Consider the following 19,026-nt stretch of genomic DNA (forward strand, 5'->3'; position numbering starts at 1 on the left):
TAGATTAAATTAGTTTCTATCATTAAATTTTTTATGAAATTTTCTTCTAAAAAAAAAACATAAATACGGCTAATGCGCATAGAAATAAGGATAAGTATGCATGACTTCTATCTGCATTCCAATTCGTTATAACTTCATAAAGAAAATAAAACGATGCAATTAGGTAGATGTACTGTGTAAATTTTAAGTATTTCACTTTATAAAAATTTTAATACGGTAAAGATATGCAAATTTTTGAAGCGTTTACGCGATACTTCTTTTTAAAAAAAGTAAAAAATATTTTATTCTGAAACGGCAAATTGCCCACTTATTTCTAATACTTCTGTAAGTGTAAAGTCTTTATCTGAATCAAAGCCAGCACCATGTGTAATAATTCCTTCAGATTTATAAGTAACGGGAAGGTTCGTGAACATCCATTTCTTTTTTTGATCGAAATACAATTGTTCTGCATATAAAGTATCTTTTGCGGGGGTAGAAATAACCACATTACCTTGTAAGTCAATCAAGTCTGTTTGTGTATATAAAATAGCATAGTCTGATACAATAGTACTCTTTTGGTTATTATTATCGTAGACATGCAATGTAATCCCCTTAGGAAATTCGGAATAACCAAAGGATCTATTTCCAAAATCTAACATTTTTGGACTTATTAAATTGGCCGAAACTCTTCCTGAATCTGTACGCTTTGCATTGATTCCTTCTGCTTCTCCTTGAGGTTCATTTGCAGATATACCAATTTTTTGTACTTCTTTAAAGTTGTTTTTACATGAAAAAAACAGAGTCATGGCTATTGCCATGACTCCTGTTTTTATAATATGTTTTACTACTTTATGCATTAAATACTTGGTACTGTTACACTTCTTCCTATCCAACACCCAATTTTAATTGTTGTTCCAGCATTACCTGCTGTAAAGATTTCAGATTTTGAAGGGGCTAATGCTTTATATCTTGCAACTGCTTTAGTGTTTCCTGCTTTTCTAGCTTCGCTTTCTGCTAACCAGTATACTGCTCTTTTGTTAAATGCAGAGTCTCCACAGTTTTTAGCACTACTAGCATACATTGCTGCTATAAAAGAGTGAGGGCTTTTATCTGATGGGTTAAGTTGTAACGCATTCTGGAAATACGTTCTTGCTTTACCATAGTTTCCTTTCTTTTTAAGCTTGCTAGCTATTCTTTTGTATAATTTAGCTTTCTTAAAAGGGTCTTCTTGTAATGATAATGATTGCTCATAATATTTAAGCGCTTCATTTGTAGCTCCTTCTTTGTCCTTTAATATCCCTAAATAATATGCTGAACTTGCAGACGGGTTTAATTTGTGTAATGCATTTACTAATTTAAAGAATAGTGGATCTCCTGTACAGTCTTTATCAGACATTTTTCCTGCTGCTCTTCTTAACCAAACCTCGTTAGTTTTGTTAGCTTCAAAATCTTTTTGGTATAATGGTATTAAGTTTGAACAGTTTGCTCTATCTCCTAACTCTCTATCTACACTTCCAGAAATTTTATCGAAGGCTGCTAATATTTGTGTGTAGTATTTTTTATACCTAGCTTCTTTTTTAGTTAATGATGTTCCAGCTTCTTCTTTTGCTAAAAGTTTATTTAACTTATCTGAATTATCTTTAACTTCTACTTCAATTTTATCTACAATATCATCATACTTATCAAATAATTGTTGAGCTGTTTTTTGTTTAGCATCATACAACTTTACCATTAACTTAAAGTAAATGTATAAGCTTTTTGCGTTTTTAAAAGACTTAATATCTTCGTTAAAAGGCTTATCGAAAGCATCATATAATTGCATGTCGCTTAAACCTAATTCTTTTCTGTTATCGTATTTTAATTGAGCCTTTTTAGCATCATACTCTCCTTTTGGTGTTTTACTTGCAAAGTGCATTGCTCTTTGATCCCACATTTTAATAAGATCGTTTATAAAAGCTATTTTTTCTGCTCCTGTAGATTTTTCAATTTTGTTTTCTAAAATTTTCTCTCCATCGGAATAAATTGCTCTGTTATATTTAGGACATGTTTCTCTTAATTCCATAAATGGCTTATATGCTGCTTCGTAATCTTTTGCTTTAGCATACTCTCTCATTATAGAAAGCTTAGTTAAACATTCCTCTTGACTCTGGGCAAAACTTAGGTTAAGACCTAAAAACAATACCGTTATTAATAATGTAATCTTATTCTTCATAATCTTAATATTTGTGCTATTAGCTGTCGTTAGTTATATTTTCTTCTTTTAAACCATCTATCGTTTAGAGATAGACTTAATTGGAAGTTAACAAAGTTTTCTTTTATTAAATTTGCGTTTGTTGTACCTCTTTGTCCTATTTCTACTCCTAGATTAGCATTAGAGAATACTGTTCCAACTGGTATACCTACTCCAAAAGACATGCCAAACTCTTTAATAGACTCATTATTTATATTCAAACCTGTCTTTTCAAAGCGCATACCTGCTCTATAAACCACTCTATCCCAATAACTTGTAAACGAATTGTATTTTGGAATAAAAAATCCTCCTATAGATAGTGTAGAAGCATCTTCGTAAGCTGCTCCTTGATTTGCATATAGTGGATTAGAAAATTCGCTTGTTTTTTGAGAGGTATAGTCTATACCTGCAAACCATTTTCTAGGCTGTCCTATTCCGGCTCCTATAGTAAATTTAGAGGGTAATGTTAATGTTGTTCTGTCTAAACCTGATGCTTCTAGGTCTGCTTCTATTGTATTAACAATAAATTCTGCTCCAGTATTAGGATTTATAGTTAAACTATTAAAAAAACGCTCGTTGTTAGACGTAATGTCACTGGTAGGCGAATACGTAAGAGCAGATTGTAATTCTAATTTATCGCTTATCATGGTTTGATAATGTAGCCCTATATTAAAATTTAATCCACTTAAATCTGACCTATTAGATTCTTTAGATTGTGTTTGTAATAGTTCTCCTTCATTATTATAGCTATATTCTATAGTACTATTCTCTATTTTTCCGAAGTTATAATTAGCATCTACACCAACACTTAACCCTTTAGTTATTTGATATCCTACAGAAAAATAGGCTTTATTTAAGCCTCCTTCTCCATTAAATCGAGTATTTAAATTTCCGTCTGCATTATTATTTTCTAATTTATATCCTACAGATGTGTATGGTAATAACCCAAAACCTATTCCTAATTTTCCAATAGGTACAGATAGTGCTAAATAATCGAATGTAGAAGATTGTACTCTATCACTACTATTATCACTTTTAAGTTTTGTAGTTGTGTGGCTTCCTCCTACTGAAAATTTTACAGGTCTACTTTCGTTTTGATAAAATGCAATATTATTCCCACCATAGGTTGCTGGATTTCTTAAGTTTATATGAATACTATCTTTATAAATACTTAAGCCCCCCATACTTCTGTTTTCAACAGTACCTTTAAATTTTAAACTACCTATTCCAAAGAAGGAATAAGGAGATGCTGTCCCTTCTTGGGCGTAACTTTGAATTGCAAAACATGCAATAAAAACTAATAGAAGTTTTTTAATCATTAGTATGAATTATATTGTAAAATAAAATTTAATCCTTCTAAAAGGAAATTCGAGTTGGCAAATATGCTACTTTTTAATTGTTTAGACAACATTTTAGTATTTCCTCCTGTTAAAATAACTGTTAAATCTGGGTATTTTTCTCTATAAACATTAACATTTCCTTCAATTTCGTTTAAAACACCATTAATTACGCCAGAATGTATTGCTGTATTTGTAGATGTACCAATAATGCTTTTTGGTACTTCTATATCTAGTAACGGTAAATTAGCTGTTTGATTATGTAATGCTTTATATCTCATATTTATACCTGGCGAAATGGCACCTCCTAAATATTCGTTTTTAGAGTTAATAAAATCGAATGTTATACATGTGCCCGCATCAATTATTAAGACATTACGATCTGGATATTTCTCTACCGATGCACAAACCAATGCAATTCTATCTATTCCTAATGTCTCTGGCGTAGAATATAGATTTTTAAATGGCACCTTTGTTTTATGATTTAAAACTTCTAATTTAAACTCCTTTTTAAGAAATTTAAAATCATTTTCGTTGATTTTTCCTACAGATGAAAGTATCGCTTTTTCTATTTCACGATATTTTTTTTTAATTTTTTTAATTTTTTTTAAAATATCTACAGTTTCTACAACAACTTTCTCTTGCATCTTATCCAACTCAAAAACAGCTAGTTTAGTGTACGTATTACCTATATCTATAATTAAATTCATGGTTCAATTTTAAAAAAAGCTAATTTACAAAACGATTTTTTATTAATTTTCCTTTGCAGAAACTAAAATACGTTATATATTTGCATCCGCATTTAGCACTGGTGCCTTAGCTCAGTTGGTAGAGCAAAGGACTGAAAATCCTTGTGTCCCTGGTTCGATTCCTGGAGGCACCACTAGAACAAATGTTAACCCTTGATTATCGAAAGATTTTCAAGGGTTTTTTATTTATTGGCTTTAGCATAAATGAGGATTAAATTTAAAAGTTGTGTTTATGCAAATATTATTGTTAATCGGAAAAGAAAGGGCTTTAGTTTTTCAGAATTGTTAAAGAGAATATACTTTCTTCTCTTAATTTAAAAGTTACTCCTATTTTGCCTCTAAAGTTGCTTATTATTTTCTTTAGGTTAGGTGTTCAATAATTTATATTTAACATCATGATTAATCTAGTACTATAACGTAAAACATTTATATTTTCATAAAATCTTCGTTTAAAATCTTTTCTAAATAAAACAACAACTCTTCTGCATTTTGTTTATTAAATACAATTGGCGGCTTTATTTTTAACACATTATGGTCTGGCCCATCTGTGCTCATTAAAATACCATGATCTTTAATTCTATTTGCTAGATATTCTGTTTGTAATGCTAATGGTTTCTTATTACTGTCTACTAATTCTATTCCTAAAAATAGCCCTTGTCCACGAACGTCTCCTATAATTGGAAAATCATTTGATAGTTGCTTTAATTTAGATTTTAAAAATTCACCAACTTCGTAAGCATTCTTTTGTAGTTTTTCACGTTTTACTGTACGCAACACTTCAGTTCCTATGGCACAAGATACTGGATTACCTCCAAAAGTATTAAAGTATTCCATTCCATTTGCAAAAGCACTAGCTACTTCTTTAGTGCATGCAACTGCTGCCAAAGGATGACCGTTTCCTAATGGTTTTCCTATTGTTACAATATCTGGAGTTACATTATGCAATTGAAACCCCCAAAATGTTTTCCCCATTCGGCCACATCCTGTTTGCACTTCGTCTGATATACACAATCCGCCTACTGCTCTTATTTTTTTGTATGCTTTTGCTAAAAACCCTTCTGGTAGTTCTATTTGTCCTCCACACGAAATAATTGACTCAATAATAAATGCTCCAACTCCTCGTTCTTTTGCATGTACTATATCTATCTGTTTCTGTACTTCTTCTACGTATTTATTCGCGGCATCATCTCCTGTATATTTTCCTCTAAAAGTATCTGGTAATGGAAAAATATGAGTATGTTCTGGAGCTCCATGCCCTCCTTTTCCATCAAATTTATAGGATGAGATATCTATACACATATTTGTATTTCCATGATAACCTACCTCTGATGCAATAATATCTCGTTGCCCTGTTGATGCTTTTACCATTCTAATAGCTAACTCATTAGCTTCACTACCTGAATTAACAAAATGCAAAACATTAAGTTCTGGCGGCAAGGTTTCTATAAGTTCTTTGGCTAATTCGTTAATATTTTCATGTAAATAGCGCGAATTTGTATTTATAAGTGCCATTTGCTGCTGTCCTGCTTTTACTACCGAAGCGTGTTCATGACCTACATGTGCAACATTATTTACTGTATCTAAATATTTTCTTCCATATTGGTCCATTAAGTACTGTCCAGCACCTCGTACCATTTTTATTGGTTTTTTATACTGTAAACTTAAACTCTTACCTAGGTGTTGTTTTCTGTAAGTTATTAATTCTTTATTACTAGTTGTTTTTTGATGTTGAAGTGCCTCTAATTTAAACAACAGATTTGGGTTAGGGCAAATACTTTTCCAAATTTCTATCTCACTTAAATACGTTACACCTGGATAATCATCTGTATAATTAAACAATGAAAGCATGATTTGAAAGTGTAAGTGTGGTACCCAACTTCCATTTTCTATTGTATTACCCAACTCAGCTATTTTATTTCCTTTTTTTACATGGTCACCTAGTTGATATTGTGTTGCACTTGCTACAGTTAAATGCCCATATAATGTATAAAATGTTAAATTATCTATATCATGTTTTAAAACTAGCAATCCACCATATTCTTTATACTTAGAGTTATCTACTGCTATAACGACTTCTCCATCAAAAAGCGCATGTACTGCTGTATATTCTGGCAACCAATAATCTACACCTAAATGAATCGATCTACTCTCTCTTCCATTATTTCCTATTGTATCGTATTCTGTTGAAGTGTATAGTGGTCGAGGTTCTAGGTAACCACCTGCAATAACTTTATTAGGTATCTTTTTTTGAAGCTGATTTATTTTAAGTTGAAACAACTCTAAATCATTAAAGTCTTCTTGATGTCCTACCCATTTACTAGATACGCTTAAATCTAAAAGAAAAGCTTCATCATTATTAATTGTAGGAAACAGTTTTGAAAGTTTAAATTGATTCTCACTCGCCCATTTTTGAAATTGTTTTTCTTTTGGATGCGCAGTAAAACCACAAGCGTTTCTAAATGCGTATTCTGCAAATTCTGGGTGTATTCTGCTCCATTTTTTTAACACTTCCCAAGCTGGCTTTTCTGAAATTAATAAGTAAGTGTTATCTGGCTCTTTTTGTTTATTTATAGCTGATTTTGTAACCGAAATAACCAATCGCATTGCAATAGTTATATATAAATACTTCAACTCTTCTTCTTGTAATGAAAAAGTAGAATGATAGCCTTTTACAATAGGTAGTGCTGCTTGCAACGGATTATTATGGTGCATTACACAATAAGCACAACTAATAGCTAAATCGTTTATAATTTGGGTATATATAGCATCTCCATAATCTATAGCTGCTTTTACGACAGGGTTTATTAATGTATTAGATACAATTATATTATTGTCATTAGCATCATTATGAACAACTGCTTTTCTAAGTTTAGAGTAAGTGTCTTGTACTGTCTCGAATTGTTCTTGAAAAGAGGATAACATCTTTTTTTCTTCTAGCGAGAATAAATTCAAATATTCTTTTGTCCATAACGATTGTGTAATATCCCACTCAAAATTACGATGTGCTTCTGCGTGATTAAATCCTTGTAATGCTTTTGTAAGTAACCCACACTGTTCACCTAAACTGTAACGTAAGTCGTCTAGTTGCGGATTTACATTACTCCAAACCCTTCCTGATACCCAAGTTAATAAACGAACTTTTCGCTTACGTCCTTTATGATCCAGAATTTCAGAAATTGTATTTCCGTTTTTATCTTTTATTACTTTAGGTGCTATTAGTTTTTTTCCATTTTTTTCAACAAATTGTAGTAACTGTTGTTGAAAGTTTAGATAATTTTCATTTTCATCTGGTCGTGATATTTTTAAAATATAACCGTCTCCGTTTTCAATTTTTATTCTAAAATTAAAATCTACTTCTCCTGGAAGCTCCAAAGCTTTTCCTTTTACACTAAAAAGCTCGTAAAGAACATTTTCTGCTTGAGCTGTTGTTATTTGCAAATTTTTATAACTCATTACTTATGCGGTATTACTCTTTAGTTTTATAACGGTACAACTTACTCAATTGAATAAAGTGCTTTTCTGTTTTGTCTTTAAATGGAATTATGTAAAAACTATATTGATGCGTTTTATTTCCCTTAAACTGGTAATTTTCTTGAGGTTTAGAATACCAACTATCGTCTCCCGCCAAACCTCGCTGCCCTAAATCTATATTTAATTGCACCAGATCTTTTTCCTTAATATCTGTAGTGTGCTTGCTTTTATTAGAGTTTTTATAATCTAGTCCAGCAGTAGTATCAAAATCCTCATTTTCCATGTGGAGCGCACTAAAACTTAATACATTTGTATTGCCTGCTACAAATAGCACTCCATTATTTTCATTATTTGAAACCGCTATCCATCTTACATCTGTTTTATAGCCATTATCTTGTGGCCTAATGTATGGCACATATTGCTCTTTTACTTTAGAAGTGTACAGATCTACAAAGGCAGATACTTTTCTGTCTTGGTAATTCTCCCATGGCCCACGACCAAAATAGCTTAAATTTTCGTAGTTTTTAGGAGTTTGCATTCGCATACCAATTCTAGGTATATCTCCTTTATAATTAGTTTTATTCAACTTGTTTTCTATATAAACCACACCATTTCCTTGAATAGTATAACTCGACTGAAATGTCGTTTCTACAGCTGGCAGCTTATATATTACATTTACAATAACATTTGAGGCATCATCGTATTTATATTCTAGCTTACTCAGTACAGTATTAAGCGAAGCTGCTTTCCATGCTATGTTACTTTTATCCATAGCATTACCAAAATCATTATCTGTTACTGCTCGCCAAAAATTAGGTTTGGGAGCTTTTCCCGTTTTAAAAACCTCTGTTTTTTGAAATTTATATGTATTAATTATTCCTGTTTTTTTAGAGAACACAATATTTACATCTTCATTAGAAATAATGATGTTATCATTTTCTTCTTTTACAGTAAGTGTTTGTTTTGCTGGAAGTAATTTACTTCGTTTTTCTTTAAATTTAGATGTTAGGGCAATTTGCTCATGGGCTACTTCAAAATTTTCTAATAGTAATCCCCATTTCTTTTTAGTTTTTGCTGAAATCTCTACAAAATACTCTGTATTATCTTTAAAATCTATAGCTTTTAATGGTATACGAATAAGTTTACCTGTATGTGTTTCTACATTTATATCTTCAATTTTAATTTCCTGTAATACTTTTCCGTCTGCTTTTATTTTCGCAGAAAAGTTAAATTGATTTAAATTAGTGAAGTCGTATAAGTTTTCTACTAGCACACGTAATTCGTTATGTTTATTAATTCCTTTTTGTTTAAAATTAATAAATTCATGCACCTTTTTAACTTCGTATAACGCGGGTTGTGGTGTTCTGTCTGGAAACACAATACCGTTATTTAAAAAAGTATTATCGGTAGGCATATTGTTTCCGTAATCCCCTCCATAGGCATAGAATCGTTCTCCTTTTTTATTAGTTTTCCAAATGGATTGATCTACCCAATCCCATATAAAGCCTCCTTGTAAATTATCGTATTGCTCAATAATATCCCAATAATCCTGAAAATTCCCTGTGCTGTTGCCCATTGCATGTGCATATTCGCTAGGTATAAAAGGACGATCGGTTTTAGAACGCCCAATTTCCTTAAATCTAGCTGGTGATGGGTATTGCGGAACTATTATATCTGTATTACTATCCATATCATACAAACTACCATCGTAATCCTTATAAGGGCGCTCGTATTGCACCGGCCTTTTAGTATTATCATTTGCTTTTATAGCATAATAGCCTTTAAAAAAGTTAACACCATTACCTGCTTCATTACCCATAGACCAAATAATAACTGAGGGGTGATTTCTATCTCGCTTAACCATACGTACCATTCTGTCTACATGAGCTTTCTCCCAGTTAGGTTGTTTTGCTAAAGAGTATTTACCATAATACATGCCATGAGATTCTATATTAGCTTCATCTACCACATATAAACCATATTTATCGCATAATTCGTAAAAACGTCGTCCTCTTGGGTAATGACTTAGCCGTACTGCATTAATATTATTTTCTTTCCAAAGTTTTATGTCTTTTAAAATAAGCGCTTCAGACATTGCATGGCCTGTTTCTGGGTCTGTTTCTTGAGTATTTACGCCTTTTAATGTAATGCGTTGTCCGTTTACTAAAAGCAGTCCGTTTTTAATATCGACCGACCTAAATCCTATTTCTCTTTTTGTTACTTCTAGTACTTGTCCGTTTTTATCTTTTAACGCTATAATTAGCGTATATAAATTAGGGTGCTCGGCACTCCATTGTTTTACATTAGGAATGTTATTAAAAAAAGAAACGCTTTGTTTGCTCTTTTTCTTAGCAGAAAAGCTCTTTTCTTCTGAGGTTATTTCATTTTGTTTTTCGTCTAATAACTTATATGATAGTTTTCCTTTTTGCGCTTTTAACAAATGATTCTTTAAAGCTACCGAAAGTTCAAAAATGCCATTTTTATAGCTTCCATCTAAACTAGATGTTATTTCAAAATCCTGAATACGTAATTTAGGCTGTGCATATATGTATACTGAGCGTTCAATACCGCTAATTCTCCAGAAGTCTTGACATTCTAAATACGAACCATCTGTCCATCTAAAAATTTGAATAGCTAAACTATTTTCGCCTTCTTTTATAGCTTTTGTAATATTAAATTCTGCAGGTAATTTACTACCTTGAGAGTAGCCTATGTATTGGCCATTAAGCCACACAAACCCTCCCGATTTCATTGCTCCAATATGTAAAAAAGTTTCTTTATTTTTCCAACTTTTATCTATGGTAAAGTTACGCCTGTAAGAGCCTACAGGATTATACTTATTTGGTACATCTCCAGGCTTTTTAGGGTAATAGGTATCTACTAACTCCATATCGTCTGCAACGGGCGCCTTATAGTCTGCAAACTCATATTGATGATTAACATAAATAGGAATCCCAAAACCTTCTACTTCCCAGTTTGAAGGTACTTTTATATCATCCCAATGTGAGACATCTATTTTAGGGTCTATAAAAGCAGTTGGCCTATCTTTGGGGTTTCTTACCCAATTAAATTTCCAAACACCGTTTAAAGTCTGGTAATATTCTGGTTTAGCATTAAATAGATTTTCGTATGAGTTATATGAGCTAAAAGAAGCATGAGCGTCTAATTTATTTTCTTGAATAACTTGTTCGTTTTCTATATAATATCTATAGTTTTTTATAGGGTCTTTTTCTTGACTAAATGATATCAAGCATAAAAAAAGAGTTATTACAAATCCTGTTGTTTTAACCATTGTTTTCGTTTATTAATAACATAATAATATGGGCTGCACTCCAGCTAAAATTGTGCGCGTGTAATCCTTTTCCTGTTAGTGGGTGGTAATTTTCTCGAATAGCAGTGCCTTTTTCCAGTAGTCCTTCTGCTCCTTTTAAAATTTGCACTGTAGCCTTATCTGCATCTTCATTGTATCCGTAATTACGTAATGCTTTTACTCCAAAATAGGCTTGATCCAACCAATTTGGACCTCGCCAATACCCTTTTAATGGGTCGAATTTTGCATGGTCTGCACTCATTGTTTGAAAAGGAACTTTGGTATAAAATTTTGTAGCATCCATCATTTTAATTCTCACTTTTGCTGCTTGCTCTTTGGTTGCTGCTTTAGCCCAAAGCGCAGTCCAACCTTCACTTCCTTCTCCTTTTATAAATTGAGTTCCTTGTAAATTAGTATCATAAAACCAACCGTCTTTTTTATCGTAAAATTGTTTCTGAATTTTTGTTTTTAAAATACTTGCTTCGTTTATTAATCTTTTGGCTTCTTCCTCTTTTTTTAGTTCTGTTGCTAATTGTGCCAAATACAATTTTTCTGCATATAAGTACGCATTTAAATCAACAGATTCCTGATCTAGAGAATATGCTCCTTCACTATTTTTAAGAATTTTAGAGTTATCAAATCTAATAGCGTTATCCATACCACTTTCCCATTTTGCGGCTATTAAGCTTCCATCTGTAGAGCCATATTCACACAGCCCATCTTGGTCATGATCTCGCTTATTATACCACCAATTATGGTAATTAATAAGTTTAGGGTATATGTTTTGTACAAAAGCTATGTCCTTATCTTTTTCATAAATTTTAGCAACCGCCCATGCAGATAATGGTGGTTTGGTATTTCTATAATTATGTGCTTCTATAGTAGTATCTCTATAGACACAGTCTACAATAAAACCATCTTTGTTTTGGAACTCGAACATTAATTTAATTTGTTGTTTTGCTAAATCTGTATTGTAATAAGATAGCCCCACACTATGCTTCCATGAATCCCACGACCAAAAACCATTAAACCACGTATAATGGTAACTAGGAAATAATCCTTCGTATTTAATTTCTCCTGTAGGTATACGCCAATTATTTTGCAAGGTTACGTGTGCTTTAGATAGCACTTGAGCGTATTCATTATTTTGAAATTGCTTCTTTCTATTTTGTATGAGGGTTTTTAACTGGTTGTTTTTTTCTATTCTCCTTTCTAATAACAATGTGTCGAAATCTAGAGTTAAACTCGTTTTCTGCTCTTTTTGCCAAGAGTACTCTGGGAAAATAAAACTCTGATAAACAGTAAACTCTTTTGAGGCATTAGGTTTTAATGTTTCGGTTACTTTATTAGAGGTATAACCGCTACCTGTTACACTTATATTAATTTCTTCGGGAAAAACAACATGCCCAATAGCTTCCGTTTTAGACGATTTTATAATTAATTCATTCTTATGCTTTGAAAGTTTTAATGAATCGGCTAACAGCTTATTATTTTTAAAACTATAATTTAAGTCTATTATAGATTTACTTTTATTAGTTATAATCGTTTTTATTGCTGCTGTGTGCCCCGAAATAAATACTAGTTGTTGTTGCAACTCTATTTTTTTTGAGCGGTATGTTTGTTCTAAATGACTGTTATAACTTTTTATTTTATGCGAAATCCATTTTGTGTTATCTATAACAAAGTTTGTTAATGCACTACTACTCCATATTCCATTTTGTTGCGTCATTAAAAAAGGCCCCGTAAAACCCGTTATGTTTGTTGAATCTGGAAAACTATATGCAAACCATGCTCCTTGATCGGAGAACATTAAACCATTTTTATCGAACTTATGCCTAGGTGTTATTTTATAATTAAGTAAGTTATTTTGTGTTTCTAAGTATTTAAAAGATGTTTTATTGTTGTCAATGTTTTTTTTGCCGTTACAACTTGCAAAAAGACATACTGTTATTATTAGTAAAATATAAGTGTTTTTAGTCATCTTTTAATTGAATTATCCATTGAACGTTTGCTACTTTTTAGTTTTAATTCTTTCTTTTTTATAACTCTTATTAAATTTCTGTCACCAGGAATAATAAAAAACACCGCCTTTTTCTATAAAAAAGTCATTAACTAAGTCGCTAATTTTATTTTTTAATGTAATACCATTTTCTTTAATAAGAATTATACTTATAAAACAAATGTATTTTTTTTACCCGAAACAAACTAGTAGAGACTAGTAGCTTTTATTATTTTCGAATTATCCTTGTTAATGTAAAATGTATTAACTGTAACTAATTAGTATAGATAAAGGTTAAAACTAAAAGTAGTTTAACATTTCTTGCAGTTGCGAAGGTGTTTTACCAGTCTGCTTCTTTATAAAGATGCTAAAATTTGAAGGACTGTCAAAGTTATAGTTATAAGCAATTTCTTTAAAACTCAATTGCTTAAAAACTAAATCTCTTTTTATATTTAGTAATAGAATATTATGAATATACTTTAAAGGCGTCATACCTAACTGAGATTTTACAATTAGGCTTAATTTTTTTGAAGACATATTTAAACACTCTGCATAGCTGTTAATTGTATATGTATTTAAGTGTTTCTCTACTAAATCTATAAACTTTATTATGTTTTTATCGGTTAAGAGGTGTTCCTTGTTTTGATTTTCGGAAACATCTTCTAAAGCATATAAAAAACTAGATAATAAATGTATAGATCGTTCTTTATAAAACCTACCTTTACTTTTCTGCAAATTTCTAATCGTTTTTAATAGACTCATAAAATAACGTGAGTGCTCTAAATGCTCTTCAAAGACAGAAGTTACTCCTACGTGTAATTTTAAAGAAGATAATGTCATTAAAAAAACATCAGGCAAAATCATTTTATCTGTAAACTGAATCAGTAAACCATCTGCATTAGAGTCTCGTTTTAACAAATGGATTTGTTTAGGCTTAATAACGTAACAGCTATTTGCCTTAATAGGCACTTTTTTAAAGTCTATAATTTGAAAACCACCGCCCTCTTCAAAGAACAAGATTTCATAATAGTTATGACGATGAATAGCATTAAAGTTATAATCATTTTTATGCGAAATATCCTCGATATTAATATCATACAAGGTATTCAAGTTATATAACGGTATATTCTCTTTATTCAACACAAGCTCAAATTCATAAGTAAAACGCCTTTTTTAATAACTGCAAACATACAGTTAGAAAATATCTTTGCTCTTATAAAATTAAACATAAAAAATGAAAAAAACCGTTTTAACATGTATTGCATTAATGGTACTAATTATATCTGTAAATGCACAAACTAATTGGAAAGTAGATAATTCTCATTCTTCAATTACATTTTCAGTATCTCATTTTGCTATTTCTGAGGTAACGGGGCACTTTGAAGCTTTTAATATAGACGCAACAACTACAAATGAGCAATTTGAAAAACCAATGTTTAAGGTTTCTATAGAGGCGACTACGATTAATACAAACCAACAAAGTAGAGATAACCATTTAAAATCTCCAGACTTCTTTAATGTAGAAAAGCATCCAACTATTACCTTTAATAGTAGCTCATTTAAGCAGTTAGAAAATAACAAATTTGAAACAAAAGGAAATATTACAATAAATGGTATAACTAAAGCAATTGTTTTTACAGGCAAATTAAATGGAGTTATAAAAGATGATCGCAGCGGAAAATATAAAGCTGGTCTAAAACTAACAACAACTATAGAACGTGAAACGTTTAACTTAGGAAATGGTATGAGTCCAATAGGGAAAGAAGTTGAAGTTACAGTAAACATAGAGATGAATGCCCAATAATACACACAAAAAAACGCATAATTCCCCCTTAGCTAATTAATTTTAGTGAACTTCTCAAGGCTTATTTCTAGCCTTGGGAATTTCATATTTAAAACATGCTTATATAAAGTGATTAACACTTAAAAAGACCATAAATGGCAAAAATAACTAATAGAAGCTTACACAGAGACTTGGCTTTTTTCTATGTCGGATTAATTATTGCTTTCTCTATATCTGGAATTGTATTAAATCATCGAGAAGATTGGTATCCTATGAATTATACATACGAAAGCAAGCCATTTGAATTTAAAAATCTATTAAAAGAACAGCAACTTACTAACAATTATCTTAAAAGCAAAACCGAGACCTTAGGAGAATACGATGGGCATAGAGTAAGAGATGGTAAGCTACGTATATACTTTAAAAATAATGCCATTTTTGATGGAGATATAAAAACAGGAAAAGGTACTATAGAATACAAACGTAAAGTGCCAATAATTGGCCACACTATGTATTTACATAAATCTACTAATAGCTTTTGGGTATGGTATTCAGATATTTTTGGAATAGCAATGTTAGTCATTGCAATTACAGGCGTTTTAATACCATTAGGAAAAAAAGGATTTAAAGGCAGAGGGTGGAAGCTAGCTGTCGCAGGCATGCTCTTCCCTATTATATTTCTTGTATTATTTTCATAAAATATTAAGTACTAATTTAAGCAGGACTTTCTATAACCAGCTATATATTTAATTCATATCATTGCTATCATATATTAATTTCCTTCTTTATAACTCATAAAAAAGTTAATCCATATATTTCTCGCTAATCTCATTATTATAGGCTGTAAAGCAACCATCAATAAAACAATTAACACGTAAGTTGTTGTTAAACTAAAATTAAAAACTAAGTAAGACAACACAAAAACTAACCCTGCAAAAAACAACCCTACAGGATAACTAACATACATAGCTCCAAAAAAGAAAGATGGCTCAATCTTGTATTTAGTTTTACAATAGCTACAACGCTCTTGCATTTTTAATGTTTTATTTAAAATATATGGATTAGTTTCGGAGTACATACTCTCATTATGACAAACCGGACAATTACCCGTTAGAATACTATACAATTTTGTTTTTTTAAAAAATGCCATAACCTCTATTTTAATTTACAAATCACAAAATGCGATATGTAACATATTTTATTCTGCAAAACTATAACCTTACCCGTAAATAAACCTCATACATTTATCTCCATTTTTTGTACATTTAGGACATAATTACACCACATTGAAAACCATACCTATTTTAAACATAAAACAATTTAAGCAGGAGGAATCCTTACAAAACTTCTATTGTAACGACTTAAGTAAACATTTAGAAAAAAATAAAGCAATTGTACACAAACCGCATAAACACAATTTCTTTTTATGTGTTGTATTCACTTCTGGCACTGGTAAACACGAAATAGATTTTAACACCTATGCAATTAAAACAGGCAGTGTCTTTTTCTTAAAACCTGGGCAAACGCATTATTGGACATTTAATAGTACCCCACAAGGCTATATTTTCTTTCATTCTCAAGACTTTTACGAGTTTTACTTCGCTAATAAAAAAGTAACTCATTTTCCTTTTTATTATTCCTATAAAAATCCACCACATATTATTTTAAATACAGACACTCTTTTTACGATTCAACTAAAGTTTAAAGAATTATACCTAGAATATTCTCAAAAAAAAGAATATGCAAAAGAAAAAATAATTAGCCTTATAGACATGCTGTATATAGATTTAACACGTGTTTATACAAAAAGCACTCCATCTGAAACCGTAATAACACCTAGTTATTTAAAAACATTGCGGCAGTTAGAACAAAATATAGAATTCCATTATAAGGAAAGCAAATCGGCTGCTTTTTATGCAAATACATTAAGCATTACTCCAAAACATTTAAATAGAATAACAAAATCTACTTTAAACAAAACAACAACCGAACTCATAACAGAACGCGTTTTACTAGAAGCCAAGCGTTTAATTGTTCACTCAAACAATTCTCTATCTAGCATTGCCGAATTATTAGGTTATGAAGACTACGCCTATTTCTCAAAAACCTTTAAAAAGCATACACAGATAACTCCTATACAATTCAAAAAGAAGTATCAACAACTTTAACAACTACCGTAATAATACTTTTTAATATTATTTTTAACAAATTCTTGTTAAGTAATAACTAAGTTTCCGACTGAAGTATTTAGATTTATATCTTAGCAAAAAAGTTATAACAAAATGTCAAAAACATATTACGACCCAGCAGACCTAAGGAAATTTGGAAAAATCACAGAATGGAGTGAAGATTTAGGCAACAAATTTTTTGAATATTACGGCAAAGTCTTTGAAGAGGGAGCTTTAACAGCAAGAGAAAAATCGTTAATAGCATTAGCAGTTGCACACACAGAGCAATGTCCTTATTGTATAGATGCCTATACAAAAGATGGTTTACAACGTGGCGTAACCAAAGAAGAAATGATGGAAGCTATACACGTAGGAGCCGCCATAAAAAGTGGGGCAACTCTAGTACATGGTGTGCAAATGATGAATAAAGTGAATAAATTAGATGGGTAAACTAAAAACACAATCGCTTCAAAAAAGAGATAGCGATTTAGCAAGTAGTAATAGACAATTAGAAATACTGTCTAACGGTATTTTTGCCGATGGTGAATTACCTACTTTTAAAGATAAAATTGCAGAAACAGGACAATTCCCTTTAGTCCCTAAAAAACTAGAAATCCTTCAAATAAACCTAGGTTACATGTGTAATCAAGTGTGCGAACACTGCCATGTAGATGCAGGGCCAGACCGAAAGGAAATTATGACGCGGGAAACCATGCAACAATGTTTGGATGTTATAAAAAAAACTGGCGCACACACTTTAGACTTAACAGGTGGTGCACCAGAAATGAATCCAGAATTTCGCTGGTTTGTTGAAGAGGCCTCTAAAGCAGGTATTAAGGATTTTATTGTACGCTCTAACCTAACCATTATTAGAGCCAACAAAAAGTATTACGATTTACCAGATTTCTTTAAAAAACATAATGTACATGTTGTGTCTTCTATGCCGCATTGGACTAGAGGCAAAACAGACAAACAACGTGGAGAAGGTGTTTTTGATATGTCTATAAAAGCCCTACAAGAATTAAATGAACGCGGTTATGGTATGCCAGACAGTGATTTACGTTTAGATCTGGTATATAATCCATCTGGAGCCTTTTTACCAGGCGACCAAATGGCTATGGAAAAAGATTTCAAAAAAGCCTTAATGGAAGACTTCGGAATCCAGTTCCATAATTTGTTTGCTATTACCAATTTACCAATCTCTAGATTTTTAGACTACTTAATAGCATCCGAGAACTACGAAGATTATATGTATTCTTTAGTAGAAGCCTATAATTCTGAAGCCGTTAAAAATGTTATGTGTACTAACACTATTTCTATAAGTTGGGATGGCTGGTTATACGATTGCGATTTTAACCAAATGTTAGACTTAAAAGTCGCTAGTAAAGTAAAACACATTAGCGAATACAACGAAGATTTATTACAAGACCGAAAAATAATTATTTCGCAACATTGTTATGGTTGCACCGCAGGCGCAGGAAGTAGCTGCCAAGGTGTAGTAGCATAACACAATACAGATATTAAAGTTTAGTGACCATTAAAACACATAATACAGCCATATTAGTTTTTGCAAACTCTGCAAAAACAGAAGGAATATACAAGCCTTTTAAACAGTCGGCTGAATTATTTAATGTCCTAAACGCCCAAATACAACATAAGGTAAAACAAACAGGATTACCCTATTTTATAATTTCTGAAAAACAGCAGCAAGGCCACAACTTTGGCACTCGTTTTACAAATGCTATACAATCTGTTTTTAATAAAGGATTCGACAATGTTATTACTATTGGTAATGATACGCCGCATTTACAAACAGCACACATAATTGCTGCTGAAAAAAAACTACAAAACACAGCATTAGTTTTAGGGCCTTCTTTAGATGGAGGATTCTATTTAATGGGAATTTCAAAAACGCACTTTAATGCAGAAACGTTTTTAAATTTACCATGGCAAACAAGAGCATTACGCCAAACCATTTTAAAATTAGTTGCGTTAAAAAC

The 19,026-nt window shown here is 31.3% G+C and carries 15 protein-coding genes and 1 tRNA gene; 7 read left to right on the forward strand and 9 right to left on the reverse strand.

Features of this window, described 5'->3' with window-relative positions; all coding sequences use genetic code 11:
• Positions 1 to 281: 281 nt before the first annotated feature.
• From lptC to ACVC2P_RS12885, 4 genes are read right to left on the reverse strand one after another with little or no spacing between them, the layout of a single operon-like run.
• Positions 282 to 836 (reverse strand): LPS export ABC transporter periplasmic protein LptC, encoded by a 555-nt coding sequence (gene lptC, locus ACVC2P_RS12870; RefSeq protein ID WP_452598870.1) that lies wholly within the window; start codon positions 834 to 836, stop codon positions 282 to 284.
• On the reverse strand, positions 836 to 2,191 hold the full coding sequence (locus ACVC2P_RS12875) for a tetratricopeptide repeat protein (RefSeq protein WP_452598871.1): 1,356 nt from the start codon (positions 2,189 to 2,191) through the stop codon (positions 836 to 838). Before ACVC2P_RS12875 ends, lptC begins: the two co-directional genes overlap by 1 nt.
• Before the next feature lie 29 nt (positions 2,192 to 2,220).
• The gene (locus ACVC2P_RS12880; protein ID WP_452598872.1) at positions 2,221 to 3,528 is read right to left on the reverse strand and encodes a hypothetical protein; all 1,308 of its coding nucleotides are present in this window, start codon (positions 3,526 to 3,528) and stop codon (positions 2,221 to 2,223) included.
• Positions 3,528 to 4,256 carry a type III pantothenate kinase gene (locus ACVC2P_RS12885; protein WP_452598873.1) on the reverse strand — a complete coding sequence of 243 codons (729 nt, stop codon included), beginning with the start codon at positions 4,254 to 4,256 and terminating at the stop codon, positions 3,528 to 3,530. The genes ACVC2P_RS12880 and ACVC2P_RS12885 overlap by 1 nt, the downstream gene beginning before the upstream one ends.
• A 100-nt stretch (positions 4,257 to 4,356) precedes the next feature.
• Between ACVC2P_RS12885 and ACVC2P_RS12890 the strand changes: the two genes are divergently transcribed.
• Positions 4,357 to 4,429 (forward strand) — tRNA-Phe (locus ACVC2P_RS12890).
• A 292-nt stretch (positions 4,430 to 4,721) separates the two neighbouring features.
• On the opposite strand, the gene ACVC2P_RS12895 is transcribed toward ACVC2P_RS12890, so the two are convergent.
• The 4 genes from ACVC2P_RS12895 to ACVC2P_RS12910 form a co-directional block, all read right to left on the reverse strand.
• The gene (locus ACVC2P_RS12895) at positions 4,722 to 7,748 is read right to left on the reverse strand and encodes an aminotransferase class III-fold pyridoxal phosphate-dependent enzyme (RefSeq protein WP_452598874.1); all 3,027 of its coding nucleotides are present in this window, start codon (positions 7,746 to 7,748) and stop codon (positions 4,722 to 4,724) included.
• A 13-nt stretch (positions 7,749 to 7,761) separates the two neighbouring features.
• Positions 7,762 to 11,058 (reverse strand): glycoside hydrolase family 2 TIM barrel-domain containing protein, encoded by a 3,297-nt coding sequence (locus ACVC2P_RS12900; protein ID WP_452598875.1) that lies wholly within the window; start codon positions 11,056 to 11,058, stop codon positions 7,762 to 7,764.
• Entirely contained in the window at positions 11,051 to 13,057 is a 2,007-nt protein-coding gene (locus tag ACVC2P_RS12905) for an MGH1-like glycoside hydrolase domain-containing protein (RefSeq protein ID WP_452598876.1), read from the reverse strand. Before ACVC2P_RS12905 ends, ACVC2P_RS12900 begins: the two co-directional genes overlap by 8 nt.
• A gap of 318 nt (positions 13,058 to 13,375) precedes the next feature.
• Positions 13,376 to 14,185 carry an AraC family transcriptional regulator gene (locus ACVC2P_RS12910; protein ID WP_452598877.1) on the reverse strand — a complete coding sequence of 270 codons (810 nt, stop codon included), beginning with the start codon at positions 14,183 to 14,185 and terminating at the stop codon, positions 13,376 to 13,378.
• Between the two features lie 124 nt (positions 14,186 to 14,309).
• On the opposite strand from ACVC2P_RS12910, the gene ACVC2P_RS12915 reads away from it, so the two are divergent.
• Both ACVC2P_RS12915 and ACVC2P_RS12920 read left to right on the forward strand, forming a co-directional pair.
• On the forward strand, positions 14,310 to 14,879 hold the full coding sequence (locus tag ACVC2P_RS12915) for a YceI family protein (protein WP_452598878.1): 570 nt from the start codon (positions 14,310 to 14,312) through the stop codon (positions 14,877 to 14,879).
• Positions 14,880 to 15,013: 134 nt separating this feature from the next.
• Positions 15,014 to 15,556 (forward strand): PepSY-associated TM helix domain-containing protein, encoded by a 543-nt coding sequence (locus tag ACVC2P_RS12920; protein WP_452598879.1) that lies wholly within the window; start codon positions 15,014 to 15,016, stop codon positions 15,554 to 15,556.
• Positions 15,557 to 15,630: 74 nt separating this feature from the next.
• On the opposite strand, the gene ACVC2P_RS12925 is transcribed toward ACVC2P_RS12920, so the two are convergent.
• The gene (locus tag ACVC2P_RS12925; RefSeq protein WP_452598880.1) at positions 15,631 to 16,008 is read right to left on the reverse strand and encodes a DUF983 domain-containing protein; all 378 of its coding nucleotides are present in this window, start codon (positions 16,006 to 16,008) and stop codon (positions 15,631 to 15,633) included.
• A 136-nt stretch (positions 16,009 to 16,144) separates the two neighbouring features.
• Between ACVC2P_RS12925 and ACVC2P_RS12930 the strand changes: the two genes are divergently transcribed.
• From ACVC2P_RS12930 to ACVC2P_RS12945, 4 genes are all read left to right on the forward strand, one after another.
• Entirely contained in the window at positions 16,145 to 17,026 is an 882-nt protein-coding gene (locus ACVC2P_RS12930) for an AraC family transcriptional regulator (RefSeq protein ID WP_452598881.1), read from the forward strand.
• Between the two features lie 114 nt (positions 17,027 to 17,140).
• On the forward strand, positions 17,141 to 17,476 hold the full coding sequence (locus tag ACVC2P_RS12935) for an arsenosugar biosynthesis-associated peroxidase-like protein (RefSeq protein WP_087492697.1): 336 nt from the start codon (positions 17,141 to 17,143) through the stop codon (positions 17,474 to 17,476).
• The gene (gene arsS / locus ACVC2P_RS12940) at positions 17,469 to 18,533 is read left to right on the forward strand and encodes an arsenosugar biosynthesis radical SAM (seleno)protein ArsS (protein WP_452598882.1); all 1,065 of its coding nucleotides are present in this window, start codon (positions 17,469 to 17,471) and stop codon (positions 18,531 to 18,533) included. The genes ACVC2P_RS12935 and arsS overlap by 8 nt, the downstream gene beginning before the upstream one ends.
• A 23-nt stretch (positions 18,534 to 18,556) precedes the next feature.
• Positions 18,557 to 19,026 (forward strand): TIGR04282 family arsenosugar biosynthesis glycosyltransferase (locus ACVC2P_RS12945; RefSeq protein ID WP_452598883.1); only part of this gene is annotated, 470 nt, incomplete at its 3' end.

The organism is Pontimicrobium sp. MEBiC01747 (assembly GCF_053601635.1).